The following is a 15828-nucleotide window of genomic DNA, read 5'->3' as shown; positions in this document are numbered from 1 at the left end:
ATAGGACTCATATTTGATTTTTGAAAAAATTCAGTGTAACTCAAAGAGGCTTCTTACCTATTGCCTATTGCCTATTGCCTTTCTAAGCAAATAATTTCTCCAAATCAAATCAGATCGCTATTATGAGTTCATAGAGGGGGATGAAACAGCTAAAATCGCGTTCTCAAGACCTGCGGAGTTTATTTGAGAACAATATTACTATTGAATACGTGGCAGAACCCCTCAAAGCGATGCCATCTGATGCAGAGGTGACAGAAGTACTGCATTGGATGCAGACACAAAATTTTGATGTGATCGGCGTTGAAACGGGAGATACTATTAGCGGTTATATAGAACGCTCTAGTTTGATGCAAGGCAAAGAAGGCAAGTGTGGCGACTATCAACGGGTGTTTCATCCCAAAGAACTAATTGCCATTTCCACCCCACTTATGAAGTTGCTACCCATCCTGCAACAAACTCCGCGATTGTTTGTCTTGGACTGCAATCAGGTAAGTGGTATTGTTACCTGTGGCGACTTGCAGAAAGCACCTGTACGAATGCTACTGTTTGGCTTGGTGACGCTGCTAGAGATGAATTTGCTGCGGCTGGTGCGGATTTACTATCCCCAAGATTCTTGGCAACAAGTCCTTAAACCTGAGCGGTTAGAAGTTGCTCAAAGACTATGGCGAGAGAGCCAGGAAAGAAACGAAGCTACCGATTTATTAGATTATCTGCAATTCTGCGATAAGCGAGAGTTAGTTTTAAATCAACCAGAACTTCTCCAGCAACTAGGACTCAAGTCCAAGCGGTTTGGCGAACGCTTTCTTAAGTCTGCTGAACAGTTGCGAAACCGATTAGCTCATGCCCAAAATTTAGTTAGTGGCTCCTCTTGGACAGAGTTGATTTCTCTAGCAGAGGCGATGGAAACGCTGTTAATTCTCTGTGAGGAAGTTGAGTAAATTGTTCAGCCTTGGATAACATTATCACTTTAACTAGCAAGTCGTTGATCTGTTGTTAGCAGTGCTGATGAATAGACATCTGGTGAAAATGAATTGTTTTGACGTTGCATTGCAACGTCTCTACAAGGGTTTCAGGTAACGCATAATTAATTTCTGGAGATGTCTAATTAGCTGCAATCAATGCATGGATGCAAAAGTTGCAAGCAGTAAAGACTGAATCATCAAACCTATACAGATGTAGGCTTACTTTTTAGTGAACTTATAAATTTTTCTTCTACTGACTCTACGTTAACAAGCACCGCTCTTATCTGACACAACTTTTAAAGTTTTCAAGATTAAACGAATATCATAAACGATAGACCACTTACGTTGATAGTCTAAGTCCATGTGAACAATATCTTCAAAGTCTTTAATACTGGAGCGACCATGAGCCTGCCATTCACCAGTTATACCCGGTTTGACATTCAACCTTTTCCAGTGATGTCTTGAGTAGTGGATCACTTCATTGGGAGTGGGAGGGCGGGTGCCGACTAGACTCATTTCCCCCATTAGTACGTTCCAAAACTGAGGGAGTTCGTCTAAGCTAGTGCGGCGGAGAAACCTGCCTATACAAGTAATGCGGGGATCATTCTCATTTTTGAATATCTGATCGCTTTGAGCTTCATTCTTAACTAGATGCTTAAGTTTATCGGCTCCAACTGACATCGAACGGAATTTCCAAATTCGGAAGTAACGCCCATTCAAACCACAACGAACTTGACTGTAAAAGATAGAACCTGGACTATCTAACTTAATGGCGATCGCAATAGGAATTGCTACCACTACTGTAATCGCTAGCCCTACAATAGCACCCAAGATGTCAATCATCCGCTTGGCTTTACTGATTACAGAGGGATGAACTGGAAGTTCAGCTTTAGGAGCATTATGGGTATCATCTAGAACTGGCATATCAAAACGCTGAGAAGTAGAAGTATTAGACACAGTAATTACACATTTAGTAGGTAAGTTTATGAACTCAATGGTCTACTCATTTCCTTATTTAAGTAACTAGTAAAAGTTGAAATAAAATTTTCTAATAGCTTGAGCAAGTAAATATATAACCAACCAATCTGTTCTTTAAGATATTTGCAGTGACAGTAGGGGTGAATACTTCATGGTTGAGCATTGAACATCGTTACGACAGCATCATAATTCTCATAAATTTCAAACACTGAATCCATCTGAGTCAGTTCAAAGATCATCCGAACAGGTGCTTGCAGATTGCAAATTACCAAACGACAACCACTTGAACGTATAGCTGAAATCCCCTTAAGTAAAGCGGCTAAACCCGAACTATCCATAAAATCTACTTTGACTAGATCAATTACCCAAAGATGTTTCGGGTGAGCTACTAAGCTAGATAGCTGTTCTGTTAAGGTATTACTATGCTTCAAATCTAAGCGTTGCTGAGGTTGAATCACGATCAGTTGACTTTCTTGCGTTAGAGTCATAATTTTTATAAATTTAATTAGCTAAAAAGCATCAGAGGTGAGTGATGCACTAGATATGCTCGTCTCGCCATAATTAACCCAAACATCGCTTAAGTATTGTCACAAGCAGTTTTTAATCCTGAGCAAATGCGTCTAAAGTATAAGAATCCTTTAATAGTAAGGGTTTCGGTGTTTTTTAATTTAGCCTAGTTTTACGACAATATCCAAATCCTTCATGGGTTTCAGAAATTTCTGCGTTCGCCCTGGCTTTTAAACAGTCTTGGTGGTGACTTAAAAGTTTAAATCGTTGTTAAGTAAAGACTTGTGAAGCCTACATATACTTTCATACGTAAATACTACTATAAAATACTATCTTATGGCTACTTAAATTATTTTTTATACAGTATCCTAATGAGGAATAAAACTATCCAGATAACTATCCGCTTGGCTGTAGCATAGAGATAGTTTAAATTTCATAATAAGTAGGCACAATAAAACTCATGTATGTTTAATTTTGTAAAAGCTATGGAATGATAAAATTTCTAAGCTATTTGTAGAATTAGTGTTGAACGCATGATATGGGAAGTCAAAATATTTCAAGTAGCGAGTGAGAAATTTTGTTTATCTCGTAATCACTATAGTCAAGCAGTAATAGTAGTCTGTAGACTTGTTAGATTGCAGCCTAATTGCTTATGCTTTTTATCTTTTAATGCTTGAGCTTGTCTGGAAAAAACAGATTTTTTTCTATTTATGCACTCATAACTGATGATTTAGACCGGCTTATTCGCCCAATTCCTTATTTTTATGTCCATTAATTGCTTATAATTGTACTTCCTTTACAAATATATAACCGTTGTATAGCAAGCATTTACAACTTGTCTGCAAGTCTAAATATATGAAAATATCCCACTATACTAAAGCTCCCTAATTCTTTTTTCAAAGTGTTCTTGGAAACCTTAATTTTTCGTTTTCATTTCTCGATAAGCTTAAGCTTCATAACACAAATATTATTAGTAGGATAGGTTCATAAATTATATGAGAAGACACCGAATTATGGTTATTGGTAGCAATGTCACCACCGTGCAGCGTGTCAGCAGTCATTGCCTAAAACAAAATGCAGAAGTTTTTCCATATTACTGCATTCCTACGCTTGAAGAGATAAGTTTGTTTGCACCTCATGTATTGGTGCTATGTCTGCCCATACCTGAGAAATTCCAGCATCAACTACTTCAGCCTTGCATTTTGTGGTCAGAACAACTTATGAATGACAAATCACCACTGGCTACTACTTTTACAGAATTATCTGCCTATTTAGATAAATTCCTCTAAGCTTAAATCAACCCTTGACGTACTGCTAAAGCTGCTGCTTGGACACGATCATCAACGCTAAGTTTGTTGAGAACCATACGTACATAAGACTTGACGGTTCCAAGTGAGAGGTAGAGTTGGTTGGCAATCTGCTGGTTTGAGTGCCCTTGTGCAATAAGTTTAAGAATCTCGCGTTCACGATTACTGAGAATCGGTTGCGCTATTACCTTAGATACGGGAATATCAGGAGCGATAGCAGTTGATCTAAGCATCCGAGCAACTTTTTGAGCTATTAGAGGATCTAAATAAGCACCACCTTGAAGTATCAATTGAATGACGGCGATGAGCTGTTCCCACTCAATGGTTTTAAGGCAGTAACCATCAGCACCAGCTGCAAGCATCCCCATGACCTGGATATCGTCATCAAAGGCACTTAAGGCTAGAACACAAGTGTTCAAGCAGCTACTTTTTATCTGCTGGGTGGCTGTAATCCCATCCATAACTGGCAGATCAATATCCATTAAGACTAAATCTGGTTGCAGTTGGCTAGCTAATTCAACAGCCTGTCCACCATCTAATGCCTCTCCAACTATACTAAAACCAGGTTCAAGGCTAAATTGCCCTTTCATTCCTCGACGGATTAAAGCGTGATCATCAACTAATAGAACCCGCACAGTTTTCTCTTCGTCCATCTTAGGCATCATTCTTGCTACATGTGGCTATATATTATGTTCATATTTGCAATTAACGTTATTTATGACGCTTGGGAGAGTAAACCAGAAAGTACTTCCCTCTCCAACGGAGCTTTCAACACCAATATTTCCTCCGTGAGCCTCAATAATTTGACGACATAAATACAGACCAAGCCCACTTCTTCCACGATGCCCTCGTCCTTGAATAAAGCGGTGGAACAGCTTTTCCTGAGCTTGCGGTGCAATTCCTGAACCGTAATCACGCACCGAAATCTTCACTTGCTCCTCTCCATAAGGCGCTATATCAAGAACAATTTCCCCTTTAGGCTTACTTACGCGCACAGCGTTATCAAGTAAGTTTTGTAAAACCCGTTGAATTTCTAATTCATCACCGTAAACAGTTGGCAACAATTGAGAAATTTTACAAATGAAGGCTAACTCACGTGTAGATGTTGCTTTTACTTGACCAATTACTTTAATTAAAATCTTTTCCCAATTCAGGTGATCGCACATTAAACAAGCGCTGCGTGATTCATAACGGGAGATATCTAAGAGGAGTTCCACAAGCTTAAGCAGATCATCATTAGCTTCATGGTACTCTTCAAACACTTCCTTCCAAGTGTCATTTACTGGGCCAAAAGCTCCTCTGCTCATACAGTCTAGAGTATTACGAGTGGCAAGTAAAGGAATACGGAGGTCGTGGGAAAGTGCAGATATCATGTCTTCAAGCTGTTGGTTACGTACCTCAATCCTTTCTTGACGGTGACGAGTCTCATCAGCGATCGCGTTCAGAACTCCAGCTAGTTCCCCGATTTCGTCTCTAGAAGAATAGCACAGTTGTACTTCCATTTGTCCCGCTTGCCAAAGTTTGCTAACTTGTGTCAATTTGTCTAATGGAAGCTTGACACGCCGATACAACAAATAGAGATTTAAAATTGCTCCTAATAAAATGACTAATGTGCTAAAGATGTTTATCGCAGTATTAATATCATTTAAGTGCTGTACACGATTTTTCCAAACCCTCAAAAAAATCTCTTCGCGCTGAATCAGTTTCTCAATCTCGTTGTGCAAGGAATCAAATAAAGTGCTTTTTGCTAGAGCAGATTTCCTGACAGAACCAGAAAGCGCTTTTTGCTTCAATTCCCTTTGCCACTGGTTATAGATATATCTAATTTTATCGAGCTGCTTTATTTGAGCAGGGTTGTCTTGTACGAGATTGTACAGATGGTTGAAGCTGTTGTGAAAACTGGGCTTCTTCTCACCATAATCTATAGGATTGCTTCGTCCCTGACTAGAATTTTCTAGAAAACCTTTTTCTTTATTATCTATCACAGCATTGAGTAGACGTTCTCCTTCTCGCTCTACCAGTAAAGCATGGGTTACCCGGTCACATGCTTCATGATTTAGGTGTGCTATCAAGAGATTGAAGACTTGCTGTCCAAATAAAAATAATACTAGTACTAAAATACTAGTCTGAAGAGGAGTTAAAAAATTACCTTTCTTAGATGAATGAATTAGGAAAGGTATCAAGCTAATAGCTATCACTATCTAATATCTCCACCACCTTAATTACAGTTACCTAGCATACTAATTAAAATTCTAGACTCTAGAACTGCAACAGCTTTGCTGATATTAAATTTCAATGTTGTTATCCAAAAGCCTTAAATCTTCATATCATATATTACATATAAATATCCTTTCTTTTTATAATTTCAGTGTTAACAACTTCATTGTATTAAATAATGCAGTTGAAGATATAATGATATTCTTTTTATAGATAATAACATCTTACATAAAAATTAATACATCTTATACAAAGTTTTATACTTAACCTACTTTTCCTACTTTCTAATTTATATTAGAGGTTATTTATAGGTTAAATCTAACGCGTAGATTTTTTATTAAGTTACATAGTAGATTCCCTTACATTGGTGTCAATAAAGACTAGTCCGAATTGCTGCCAGCTAGCTAGCCTCCATTACATTAGGCTCATTACCGACTGGTTAAAAAAGGCGATGTTTACCCATGTTTTTCCTCTGTCGAAAGAGCGAAAGATTCCTTCACTCATGCCAACGATTTCCCTATGTAAATATAGTGCTGTAATTTTGCTTTCCGTCCGTGGCTTACCACTGGAGTTTAGACTAAATCAGTCATGTTCAAGAAAAAAGGGAGTCTGATTGTATACAGCCCACCTAGTAGCAGAAGCTGAGAGGAGTACTATCAACTCTCACCAGCTAATATGAAACGTTCCTAACTCAAGGAATTTCGTCAAGTAGCTTATGAATATATAGCCAAGTAGCTTATGAATATATAGCGATATAATTTATTTTACCTAACAGCTTCCAGAAACGCCGATCGCTCATACCGATTGATTAAGTTCAATATATAAATTGTGTTTATACTTTTACACAAGATTTTACAAAAAAGTTATTATCTTTAAATAACCCAGTATTTAAGCTAAAGTCTTTTATGTAGTGATAAAAGCCAATAAAACTAATGTAGCTTTATCGCTTCAACCTTTAAAAGGTACAGATTAATACGTCAATTTGCCAGATATGCCTATAATTATTAGAAACAAGTTTTGACAAATGTGTGCTATAAAACGATTTAAGAGCATTTTTACATCTCTTGTCGTTTTAGATATCTAGCATTTCAATAAGGTGGCAGGTAAGGTAAACCAAAATGTAGTATCCTCGACAGTATTTTCCATGTTGATAGTACCTTTGTGAGCCTCCACAATTTGAAAGCATAAGTAGAGACCTAGCTTATCTATATTATTCCGGCCACGTCCTTGAATAAAGCTATTAAAAAGGCTTTCCTTGTCTAAAGGAGCAATCCCCCAGCCATTGGATCGTACTGATATTTTTACTTTCTCAACTCCAAATAATGCTACCTCAAGAGTAATTTCCTGGTCTGGATTATTGAATTTTACAGCATTATCAAGTATTGTCTGCACAACTCGTTGAATCTCAAGAGCATCACCATACACAATCGGCAGTGAAGGAGCAATTTTGTATTTAATTGTAGACTTTTGTTTGCGAGTACTATTACTGCGGAAAATGGTTTCGACAAAAATGTTTTTCCAGTTAATAATTTCGCACTTCAAGCTTTTAGAAACTTCGGTTTTGTAGCGAGATACATTTAACAGAGCTTCGACAAACTTCAAGAGGTCTTCATTAGCTTGGCGGCAATCTTCTAGCACATCTCTCCAAGTGTCGCTCACAGAACCAAAAGCTCCGCCTAGCATGGCGTACAGAGTGCCACGAGTGGCTAGCAAAGGAGTACGTAGATCGTGGGAAAGGGCAGAAATTAGGTATTCAATCTGTTTATATTTATTACTAGTTATACGTTCTAGGTTGTATAAATTACGCTTTAACTCCATTTGAGCCATGACTTGACGGCTTAACGCTTGCAATGCTTCCAGTTGTTCTGAGTTCATCTGTCGTGGTATATGATCTATCACACAGAGTGTTCCTAAAGCATATCCTTCCGGTGTTATCAGCGGCGCACCAGCATAAAACCGAATATAAGGGTCGGAAGTTACTAATGGGTTGGTAGCGAAACGCTGATCGAGTAGTGTATCTGAAATAATCAAAGTTTCATGGGGCTGCAAAATCGCGTGGGCACAGAATGCCAGATCGCGGGAGGTTGATTCCCTGTCTAATCCGACTTTCGATTTGAACCACTGACGGGACTCATCAATTAAACTGATTAAAGCTATGGGAGTACCACAGATTTGTGCCGCTAAACGAGTAAGATCATCGAAGGCAGCTTCATAAATAGTGTCTAAAATGTTATATTGATGCAGGGCTTGGAGCCTCAAGGTTTCTTTTTCAGTTAATATAATTTCATTCATTAGAAGAGTCTGAAGCATGATCTGCGTATAGAATAAAGATAAATCCTAAGATTTACTTTTGTCATCTTTCTATTGCGATAAATCTGGTATTTTTAGCATATTGGCAAGAATTTACTCTGTAGTAAGTAAATATTTAGAAATCAGGTGCAACTAGGTGGATAGCTGACTGGATAATTTTATTTCACCCTAGAGGATGCTGTCTGCATTGATGCAATCTTGACCACTTTTTGTGATAATCCCGCAAACCACTATCTCAAAGAACGCACGATTGCCCGTTATGCCTTACAAGTTGATGTAGAGATTTGAACGCAGCTATAATTATAAAGAACCGTGGGGCACACGGTCTTATATCGTGTCCGGTTAAAGACTTATCATTAAGACTGCAAGGAGGCAGGGAGTAGGGAGCAGGGAGAGAAAGAATTTTCAAGTTTTTGCACAGATGCACGCCCATCATAACTAATCAGCCGGACATAATATTAAAGCTCAATCAATGTCCTCATAGAGGAGTCTTTGAGAAGCCTACATTCACCCGTTCGCGTAGCGTCTCGCAGAGAAGGGGAGGTGTGGAGTATGTCACTAGGGTTTTAAGCTGCCACGCATCTAGGTTTTTAGCTGCCTCTAGGCTATGGAAGGGTTTTAGACCCAAAATTATACAATTTAAATGCGCGACAGCTTATCTTGTTCACGAGTCAGAAATACCCTTAAACGAATACCCATATCTCAGTTACCTCGTAGATGCATTCTCCGTATTTATTTATCTTTACATAGTTTGGTTTTCTCGTGCCCATTTACTCGGTATCAAACTGGAAGTGTATTTACTTGGGCGATCGCAAAACCCCACTTAGCCTTAAATGCCACAATTTGTATTAGGTAAAACTTTTAGGCTAGGGTCTTTACCCTTAAGAATCAAGCACTTTTGATACGTCTAGGTATAATATCCAAGCGGATAACTTGGTGGATAACTATATATTTGCTTAGGACGGTATCTAGAGATAGTGTTGCTCTTTGAGCTTTCAAGGGATGCTATGGGAGTAAAGATACTTAACTACTTAGTAAAGCGCTCAGTATCTTGGACGTAAAAATACAAGCTTAATTAGCAAAGATTTTTACATAGTAAAAAGTTACAAGAACCTTGGCGAGATATGCTGAGTTTACATAAGTCATGCGTAAACCTGTTTTAACTATTTTTTACCAGTTTAATCCTTGGTACTCTACTATTGGAGGAATACAAACACTTATTAATACATTTATTAAATACGCTCCCAATGAATTTGAGGTGCGACTAGTAGGGACAGGAAGCGATCGCACTCAAAAAGTCGGGAAGTGGCAAGAAGCAGAATTAGCAGGTAGAGAAATTAGTTTTTTCCCGCTATTTACCTTGGAAAATGATAACTTTAGAAGTCTAGTACCAACCACAATCAAGTATACTGCCGCACTGCTGGGGCATAACTTCGCCTCGGACTTTATGCACTTTCATCGGCTGGAACCAAGCCTAGTTGCTCTGAATTGGCAGGGAGAGAAAACCCTGTTTATTCATAACGATATTCACTCGCAGACTAAGGCAGCAGGTGATAAAAATGCGATTTTATGGCGCAGATTTCCCGCAGCATATTTTGCTTTAGAAAACTTGCTAGTTCGCCAGTTTAGCCAAGTTTTCTCATGTAATACAGATTCGGCACAATTGTATAGACAGCGTTATCCCAGCATGGGAGATCGTGTTAAATACATCAAAAATTCATTTGATAACGAGATTTTCTACCCCTTAAATCAAGCGGAACGGGAAGCACAAAGACATGAACTAGCGAAAAGGCTGGGTTTGAGCGAGGAAACACGTTTTATCCTCTTCGCTGGGCGGCTACATCCCCAAAAAGATCCGATTTTGTTAGTACGTGCGATCGCAGCTTTAAAGGAACCACATATTCACTTATTAATCGCGGGTGATGGAGAATTAGCAGCAGCAGTACGTACAGAAATCGCTCAGTTGGAATTATCTAGTCGGGTGACGATGCTAGGAGCAATTCCGATAGAGGAACTAGCGAAGTTACATAGGATTAGTAATGCTTTTGTCCTTAGCAGTGCCTACGAGGGTCTACCTTTAGTAGTTCTAGAGGCACTTGCCAGTGGAACACCAGTAGTTACAACTAGGTGTGGTGAAACTCCAAAGTTACTAGCGCCTGACAATGGAGTTGTTTGTGAGGTGCGATCGCCAGAGTGTTTAGCAAATGCTTTGCAGCAAATAATCCTACATCCAGAAAATTACCCAAGTATGTCCTGTGTGCGTACAGCACAGCCTTATGCTGCGCGTAGTGTTGTGAAGGATGTTTACAGCGACATGTTTACTCGCTGGGAGAAGCGAAATTTTCTAGCTATTAGTTAGTTGTAGGAATTAGCACTTAAGCCAAATACAAAGACTGATTGAAGAAAATTAATGATATTGAACTAAACCCATAAAACAACATTAAAGATGTATTCAGTATCAGGTTGTACACCTTTTTTGAGCATAAATTTTGACTATGAAAATTGCTGTAATCGGTGCAAAAGGTCTACCTCCAAAGCAGGGTGGAATTGAGCATTATTGTGCGGAACTTTATCCCAGGATAGTTGCACAAGGCCACTCTGTAGATTTATTCGCCCGTTCCTCCTACACTCAAGGTTCTTGGCTTGAAAATTATAACTATGAGGGCGTTCGAGTTATATCTCTACCCAGTGTGGATTTTAGAGGGGTAGATGCTTTTGCCACTTCAGCACTAGGAGCGATCGCGTCTATTGCAAAAGACTACGATATTATTCACTTCCATGCTTTAGGCCCATCTTTGTTTACTTTTTTACCTAAAATTGTTAACTCTGCAAAGATTGTCGTTACCTGTCATGGGTTAGACTGGCAACGTGCAAAGTGGGGCAATTTTTCTACCCGTTTAATTCAAATGGGAGAAAAGAGCGCAGTTCGTGACGCCGATAGAATAATTGCTGTATCAGAAGCATTGCAAACTTACTTTTGGAAAACATACGGTAGAGAAACAGTCTATATTCCCAATGCTCCTGCCAGCTACGGTGAATCAGACCCCCATTTTTCCTACGGCAAGCAATTAGGTTTACAGCAGGGACGCTATATTTTGTTTTTGGGCAGACTAGTACCAGAGAAGCGTCCTGATTTGCTCGTTGATGCCTTCTCATCTCTCAAATCATCTGGATGGAAACTTGTTTTAGTTGGAGGCGTTAGTGATACTAAATCTTTTGCCTCAAACCTATTAGAAAAAGTTGCTAATAATCGAGATATTATCTTTGCCGATGAACTCCGAGGATCTCGCCTTTGGGAGATTGTCCGAGGCGCAGGGTTATTTGTTTTGCCTTCAGATTTGGAAGGACTACCTCTGTCCATGTTAGAAGCTATGCAAGAAGGTATACCAATACTAGCGAGCGACATTCCACCTCACCAGCAATTGATTAATCGGGAACGGGGAGTTCTTTTTGAAGCAGGAAATTTAGCATCTTGCATTAATTCTTTAGACTGGGCAATTCATCACCCTCAACAATTAGCAGCAATGGCTCGAAATTCACAAAAGTATTTACAAATGAATTATAACTGGGGATGTATTACTACGGAACATCTAAAGCTGTATTCTACACTTTTGAAATTACCGGAGCCATCAAGAATTATGGGCTTGAGCAAAAGTAGAGTTATTGAGTCTACCAGCCAAAAATAGGCACTGTTTGTCTAATTCCAGAAAAGAAAGGAGCAACTAGTTCATCAATAATTAAAACTACGGTTAATATATTTATATAAAACGTCATACATATCAGTTATTATGGCGGAGTGTAAATCTTTCCTTTCTCTAAGTATGCTTTAGTTATGTATATAGGAAGTCGACAAAGGCATTTGTGATGGAAAAAGGCATCTCATCCTTACTAGCAATCTCAAAGCGGCGAAGTTTACCTGCCTTGGCTACTTTTATTGCCGCGATCGGCACTTCAGTTGCCTACCTTGCGGTTACCCCACATTCGTATGAAACTTCAGCACGACTGATGCTTGATGAGAAACGGGTGAGCATTTCCGAATTAGGTCGCGACCTGACACAAGTACCTTCAGGTACAGCTGGTGGTCCTAGCCCACTTGCTGACCAAGCAGAGTTTGTTAAGTCACAACCTGTTTTAGAAAAAGCAATAGTACAAGTCAAAAATGATTTACCTCAAAATCAACTCACTGTTTCAGAAATCAGGAGAGGGTTAAAGGTGAAAATTATTCCTGCTACTAATATTCTAGAACTAACCTATCAAGGTAGAGACCCAAATTTCGCAGCCGAACTACTGAATGCTATCTCCCAGACGATGGTTGAGGAAAATGCTAAAGCCATTAGTTCAGAGGCTACCAAAGTACGTGAATTTTTACAAAAAGAAGTACCATTAGCTCGCCAAATACTACAAAGAGCAGAAGTTGCTGAAAACAGATATAGGCAAAAAAGTGGCATTATTTCTATTGATGACCAAACGAAAAGTTTGGTACTCAGTTTAGCCAATCTAGAAGACCAGGAACGCACTCTAGTTTCCCAACTGCAAGAGGCAAAGTCTCGTGACATATCCCTGCGGCAAATTACTGATGCTAAAACCATAAACAATGCTTATGCATCTGTACGCAGTGGTCAAGATGAACAGGTCAAAAATTTACGCACTAAGTTAGCAGATTTAGAGACACAAATCATCCAAACTCGTTTGCGCTTCACAGAAAAGCATCCTACTGTCATCAAGCTGATTGAGCAACGAGATTCTATTCGCACTTTGTACACTCAAGAATTGGCTCGTGTGTCACCTGGGAATGAAACTATCCCCCCTAGCAAGGTCGCATCCGATTCACTTAGTCAAGAACTCAGATCCAAGCTGATAGTTAATGAGATTGAGCGCTTGGCAATTGAAAATAAGCTCAAATCTGTCCAATCTCTCCAAGCTAGTCTCCAGACTCGCCTTGCACAACTACCAATTAAAGAGCTACCACTGAGCGCACTTACGCGTCAACGCCAACAGGCTGCGACCTCCCTAAATATACTACAAAGCAAACTAGAAGAAGCACGTATTGCTGAAGCTCAGAAGGTTAGCAATATCCGAATTATAGAGGAAGCCCAAGCGCCAACATTGCCCACTTCACCTAAAAAAGCAGCTGTGCTGGTGATTGCAACTTTTTTTGGCGCTATTTTAGCCGTTGGGGTTGTGCTGCTGCTGGAACTTATGGATAACAGCCTACATGATGGCTCAGAAGTAGAAGAATTGCTCAAGCTACCAGTGCTTGGAGTCTTGCCGCGTTTGCCTGTGACGATGCTTAATCTTGAACCATCTGAACAATTCTTGGATGATGTTGCTTTGGTTGAGCCTTACCGTATGCTTTTGAAAACGTTAGAGTTTCGTAGTACTCATAAACCAAGGGTCATTGTTGTTAGCAGCAGCATCTCCGGAGAGGGGAAATCAGTTGTAGTTTCACACTTAGCTGCCGTCTCAGCCATGTTATCTCGGCGGACATTAATCATTGATGCAGATTTGCATAAACCTGTGCAGCACACGCTGTTTGATGTAGCTGCCAATCCTGGGATTACTGAGGTAATTAGCGGCAATAAAACTTTATTAGAAGCCGTACAGCGAACAGATATTAAAAACCTGTCGATATTGACTTGTGGGGAACTGCATACGCGTCCATCACAATTGTTAGAGTCAGCTGCTATCGAGTCTCTCATAGCAGAAGCCACAACAAAATATGATTTAGTTATTATTGATACTGCCGCAATAAATGATTTTGCTGATGCAGCTACATTAACCCAGCAAAGTGATGGAGTCATAATAGTTACACGCCCAAGTTTTACTCAGAAGGGAGTATTACAAAAGTCTGTCTCAGAATTAACAGAAAATCATATATCTATTCTAGGAGTAGTTGTTAATGGCATAAAAAATCAGACTAGAAAGTCTTACCACTATCCCCAACAAGATTACCAAGATCAGTTTAGACCCAAAAAGCATCTTACTTATCTGGAAAATCCTCTGAATCATTCTGCAAAAAATCAGATATCTATGTCATCAAAGGGGTTAAAAAATGGTCAGTAATCACCACAAAAACCGCTTCTCTTATCTAGCACTTTCGGTAGGAGTGTTAGGTGTTGGAATTGGTATTATTGTAGGGTTACTCGCAGGCATTCAGCCCCTTTTACTAGCTGTCGCTTTGGTTGCAGTAGCGATGGTTATTTCCTTCTTTACCAGCTTTGAGCAAACTGTATTGGGTTTGTTGATCTTGCGTAGTTCTCTCGATCCCTTCTCGGTTCAGCAAATACCAGCTGCGTTTGCCCTCGGGCTAGACGCTCTGACTATACTATATGTAGTTGTGCTGTTATTGACGGGACGGACTGTACAGACTGACAAGTTTTGGTGGTTCTTTGCAGGTTGGGTAACGCTACAAAGCTTGTGGATAATACTGATGCCACTGGGAGCGCTGGCTTTCGATGGGTCATATTTGCCATACGGCATTCGTGAGTGGGTGCGACTATTTTCATGGGTAATGGTTTATTTGCTGGTGATGCAGCTCAAGGACAAGCTTCCTCCCAAAACCATTATTTCCATGCTGTTCCTTGCTCTGGTCTTGCCCATTACGGTAGCGTTGATGCAGATGTTTGTGCCTTCACTCATCCCTTCTTTCCTGTCGGGTGGTGGCGAGGAGATGGGATCACTGCCATCAGAAGGAGAATCTCGCATCAGGGGAACTCTCGGTCTTGCCAATACCTTCGGAAGCTTTCTATTGCTGTTTATCGGTCTGACTTGGTGGAAGCTAAACCAGTCACAGCAACGTTGGCCTTGGCTGCTTTTACTAGGGTTACTTGCATTCCTGCTCGTGGGAACCAAATCCCTGTTTACGTTGGTGATGCTTGCCGTCTTTATTGTGGTTTTGATTGCACCTAAATTAAACATTATTAACCTGTTAGGTGGATTGCTGTTGTTTGCGATAGTCATTGGGCTGTTCACCAGTTCAGATTTTGGACAAGAGCGCCTTGGCTCAATCTCTCAAACACCGCTACTGAATCCAAACATAGACAGATGGCGAGCAATTCTCTTATCACAAGGAGACAACAATAGTTTTAACTGGCGAATTGCTCAGTGGACTTTTCTACTACAGGCTTGGGAGAATTATCCCATCTTTGGTACGGGTATAGCGACATGTCCCTTCTTAACTGTCTTGCATAACATGGCTCATAACGATTATGTACGAGCTTTAACAGAACAAGGGGTTGTAGGTCTTTGCCTGTTCCTCATCTTTCTAGGCACTCAGGTTATATGTCTTGTCCAATTACTCCGAAGTACCCGCCGTGGAAGCGCTCAAAACGAGCTGATATTGGTTATGCTTGCCATTTTGCTAGCCGTTTCTGTAGGAATGATTACTGAGAATATTTGGAGTCACACAACTCTGTTTTTCTATTGGTGGACTTTATTTGCGATCGCAGGTTGGAACTGGTCTGAGGAAAAACATGCTAAAAATTCTACCTTTGTCAGTAACTCTTCTGCCTATATTTCCTAATGTTCATGATCTTTTAAAATAAAAC

The 15828-nt window shown here is 39.8% G+C and carries 11 protein-coding genes; 6 read left to right on the top strand and 5 right to left on the bottom strand.

Translation table 11 applies throughout. From position 1 onward, the window contains the following. The first annotated feature begins 140 nt into the window (after nucleotides 1-140). A complete protein-coding gene (locus VB740_RS06650; protein WP_323199258.1) occupies nucleotides 141-938 on the top strand; it encodes a hypothetical protein in 798 nt (265 codons plus the stop codon). Nucleotides 939-1226: 288 nt separating this feature from the next. Here VB740_RS06650 and VB740_RS06645 read toward each other — a convergent pair whose 3' ends face one another. Beyond that, nucleotides 1227-1886, bottom strand: coding sequence for a sugar transferase (locus VB740_RS06645; protein WP_323199259.1), 660 nt, complete (start codon nucleotides 1884-1886; stop codon nucleotides 1227-1229). A gap of 203 nt (nucleotides 1887-2089) precedes the next feature. Continuing rightward, complete coding sequence (locus VB740_RS06640; protein WP_323199257.1) at nucleotides 2090-2428, bottom strand: STAS domain-containing protein; 339 nt, start codon at nucleotides 2426-2428, stop codon at nucleotides 2090-2092. Between the two features lie 1014 nt (nucleotides 2429-3442). On the opposite strand from VB740_RS06640, the gene VB740_RS06635 reads away from it, so the two are divergent. Continuing rightward, on the top strand, nucleotides 3443-3736 hold the full coding sequence (locus tag VB740_RS06635; RefSeq protein ID WP_323199256.1) for a hypothetical protein: 294 nt from the start codon (nucleotides 3443-3445) through the stop codon (nucleotides 3734-3736). 2 nt (nucleotides 3737-3738) lie between these two features. On the opposite strand, the gene VB740_RS06630 is transcribed toward VB740_RS06635, so the two are convergent. The 3 genes from VB740_RS06630 to VB740_RS06620 form a co-directional block, all read right to left on the bottom strand. Beyond that, nucleotides 3739-4419, bottom strand: coding sequence for a response regulator transcription factor (locus VB740_RS06630; protein WP_323199255.1), 681 nt, complete (start codon nucleotides 4417-4419; stop codon nucleotides 3739-3741). Nucleotides 4420-4434: 15 nt separating this feature from the next. Further along, on the bottom strand, nucleotides 4435-5952 hold the full coding sequence (locus tag VB740_RS06625) for an ATP-binding protein (RefSeq protein WP_323199254.1): 1518 nt from the start codon (nucleotides 5950-5952) through the stop codon (nucleotides 4435-4437). Between the two features lie 1099 nt (nucleotides 5953-7051). Beyond that, complete coding sequence (locus VB740_RS06620) at nucleotides 7052-8263, bottom strand: GAF domain-containing protein (protein ID WP_323199253.1); 1212 nt, start codon at nucleotides 8261-8263, stop codon at nucleotides 7052-7054. Between the two features lie 1162 nt (nucleotides 8264-9425). Here VB740_RS06620 and VB740_RS06615 point away from each other — a divergent pair. The 4 genes from VB740_RS06615 to VB740_RS06600 all read left to right on the top strand — a co-directional run bounded on the left by VB740_RS06615 (nucleotide 9426) and on the right by VB740_RS06600 (nucleotide 15803). Next, entirely contained in the window at nucleotides 9426-10640 is a 1215-nt protein-coding gene (locus VB740_RS06615) for a glycosyltransferase family 4 protein (RefSeq protein ID WP_323199252.1), read from the top strand. Nucleotides 10641-10776: 136 nt separating this feature from the next. Then, a complete protein-coding gene (locus tag VB740_RS06610; protein WP_323199251.1) occupies nucleotides 10777-11967 on the top strand; it encodes a glycosyltransferase family 4 protein in 1191 nt (396 codons plus the stop codon). Nucleotides 11968-12145: 178 nt separating this feature from the next. Continuing rightward, a complete protein-coding gene (locus tag VB740_RS06605) occupies nucleotides 12146-14344 on the top strand; it encodes a polysaccharide biosynthesis tyrosine autokinase (protein ID WP_323199250.1) in 2199 nt (732 codons plus the stop codon). Beyond that, nucleotides 14334-15803 carry an O-antigen ligase family protein gene (locus VB740_RS06600; protein ID WP_323199249.1) on the top strand — a complete coding sequence of 490 codons (1470 nt, stop codon included), beginning with the start codon at nucleotides 14334-14336 and terminating at the stop codon, nucleotides 15801-15803. The genes VB740_RS06605 and VB740_RS06600 overlap by 11 nt, the downstream gene beginning before the upstream one ends. The last annotated feature ends 25 nt before the right edge of the window (nucleotides 15804-15828 follow it).

The organism is Nostoc sp. UHCC 0251 (genome assembly GCF_034932245.1).
In the GTDB taxonomy this organism is placed as follows: Bacteria; Cyanobacteriota; Cyanobacteriia; order Cyanobacteriales; family Nostocaceae; genus Nostoc.
This window is presented reverse-complemented; position numbering and strand designations above follow the sequence as displayed.

Bases quoted from the DNA above. Each gene is read 5' to 3' on its own strand.
- VB740_RS06650 (WP_323199258.1), top strand. From the start codon at position 141: ATGAAACAGCTAAAATCGCGTTCTCAAGACCTGCGGAGTTTATTTGAG.
- VB740_RS06645 (WP_323199259.1), bottom strand. From the start codon at position 1,886: ATGCCAGTTCTAGATGATACCCATAATGCTCCTAAAGCTGAACTTCCA.
- VB740_RS06640 (WP_323199257.1), bottom strand. From the start codon at position 2,428: ATGACTCTAACGCAAGAAAGTCAACTGATCGTGATTCAACCTCAGCAA.
- VB740_RS06635 (WP_323199256.1), top strand. From the start codon at position 3,443: ATGAGAAGACACCGAATTATGGTTATTGGTAGCAATGTCACCACCGTG.
- VB740_RS06630 (WP_323199255.1), bottom strand. From the start codon at position 4,419: ATGATGCCTAAGATGGACGAAGAGAAAACTGTGCGGGTTCTATTAGTT.
- VB740_RS06620 (WP_323199253.1), bottom strand. From the start codon at position 8,263: ATGAATGAAATTATATTAACTGAAAAAGAAACCTTGAGGCTCCAAGCC.
- VB740_RS06615 (WP_323199252.1), top strand. From the start codon at position 9,426: ATGCGTAAACCTGTTTTAACTATTTTTTACCAGTTTAATCCTTGGTAC.
- VB740_RS06610 (WP_323199251.1), top strand. From the start codon at position 10,777: ATGAAAATTGCTGTAATCGGTGCAAAAGGTCTACCTCCAAAGCAGGGT.
- VB740_RS06605 (WP_323199250.1), top strand. From the start codon at position 12,146: ATGGAAAAAGGCATCTCATCCTTACTAGCAATCTCAAAGCGGCGAAGT.
- VB740_RS06600 (WP_323199249.1), top strand. From the start codon at position 14,334: ATGGTCAGTAATCACCACAAAAACCGCTTCTCTTATCTAGCACTTTCG.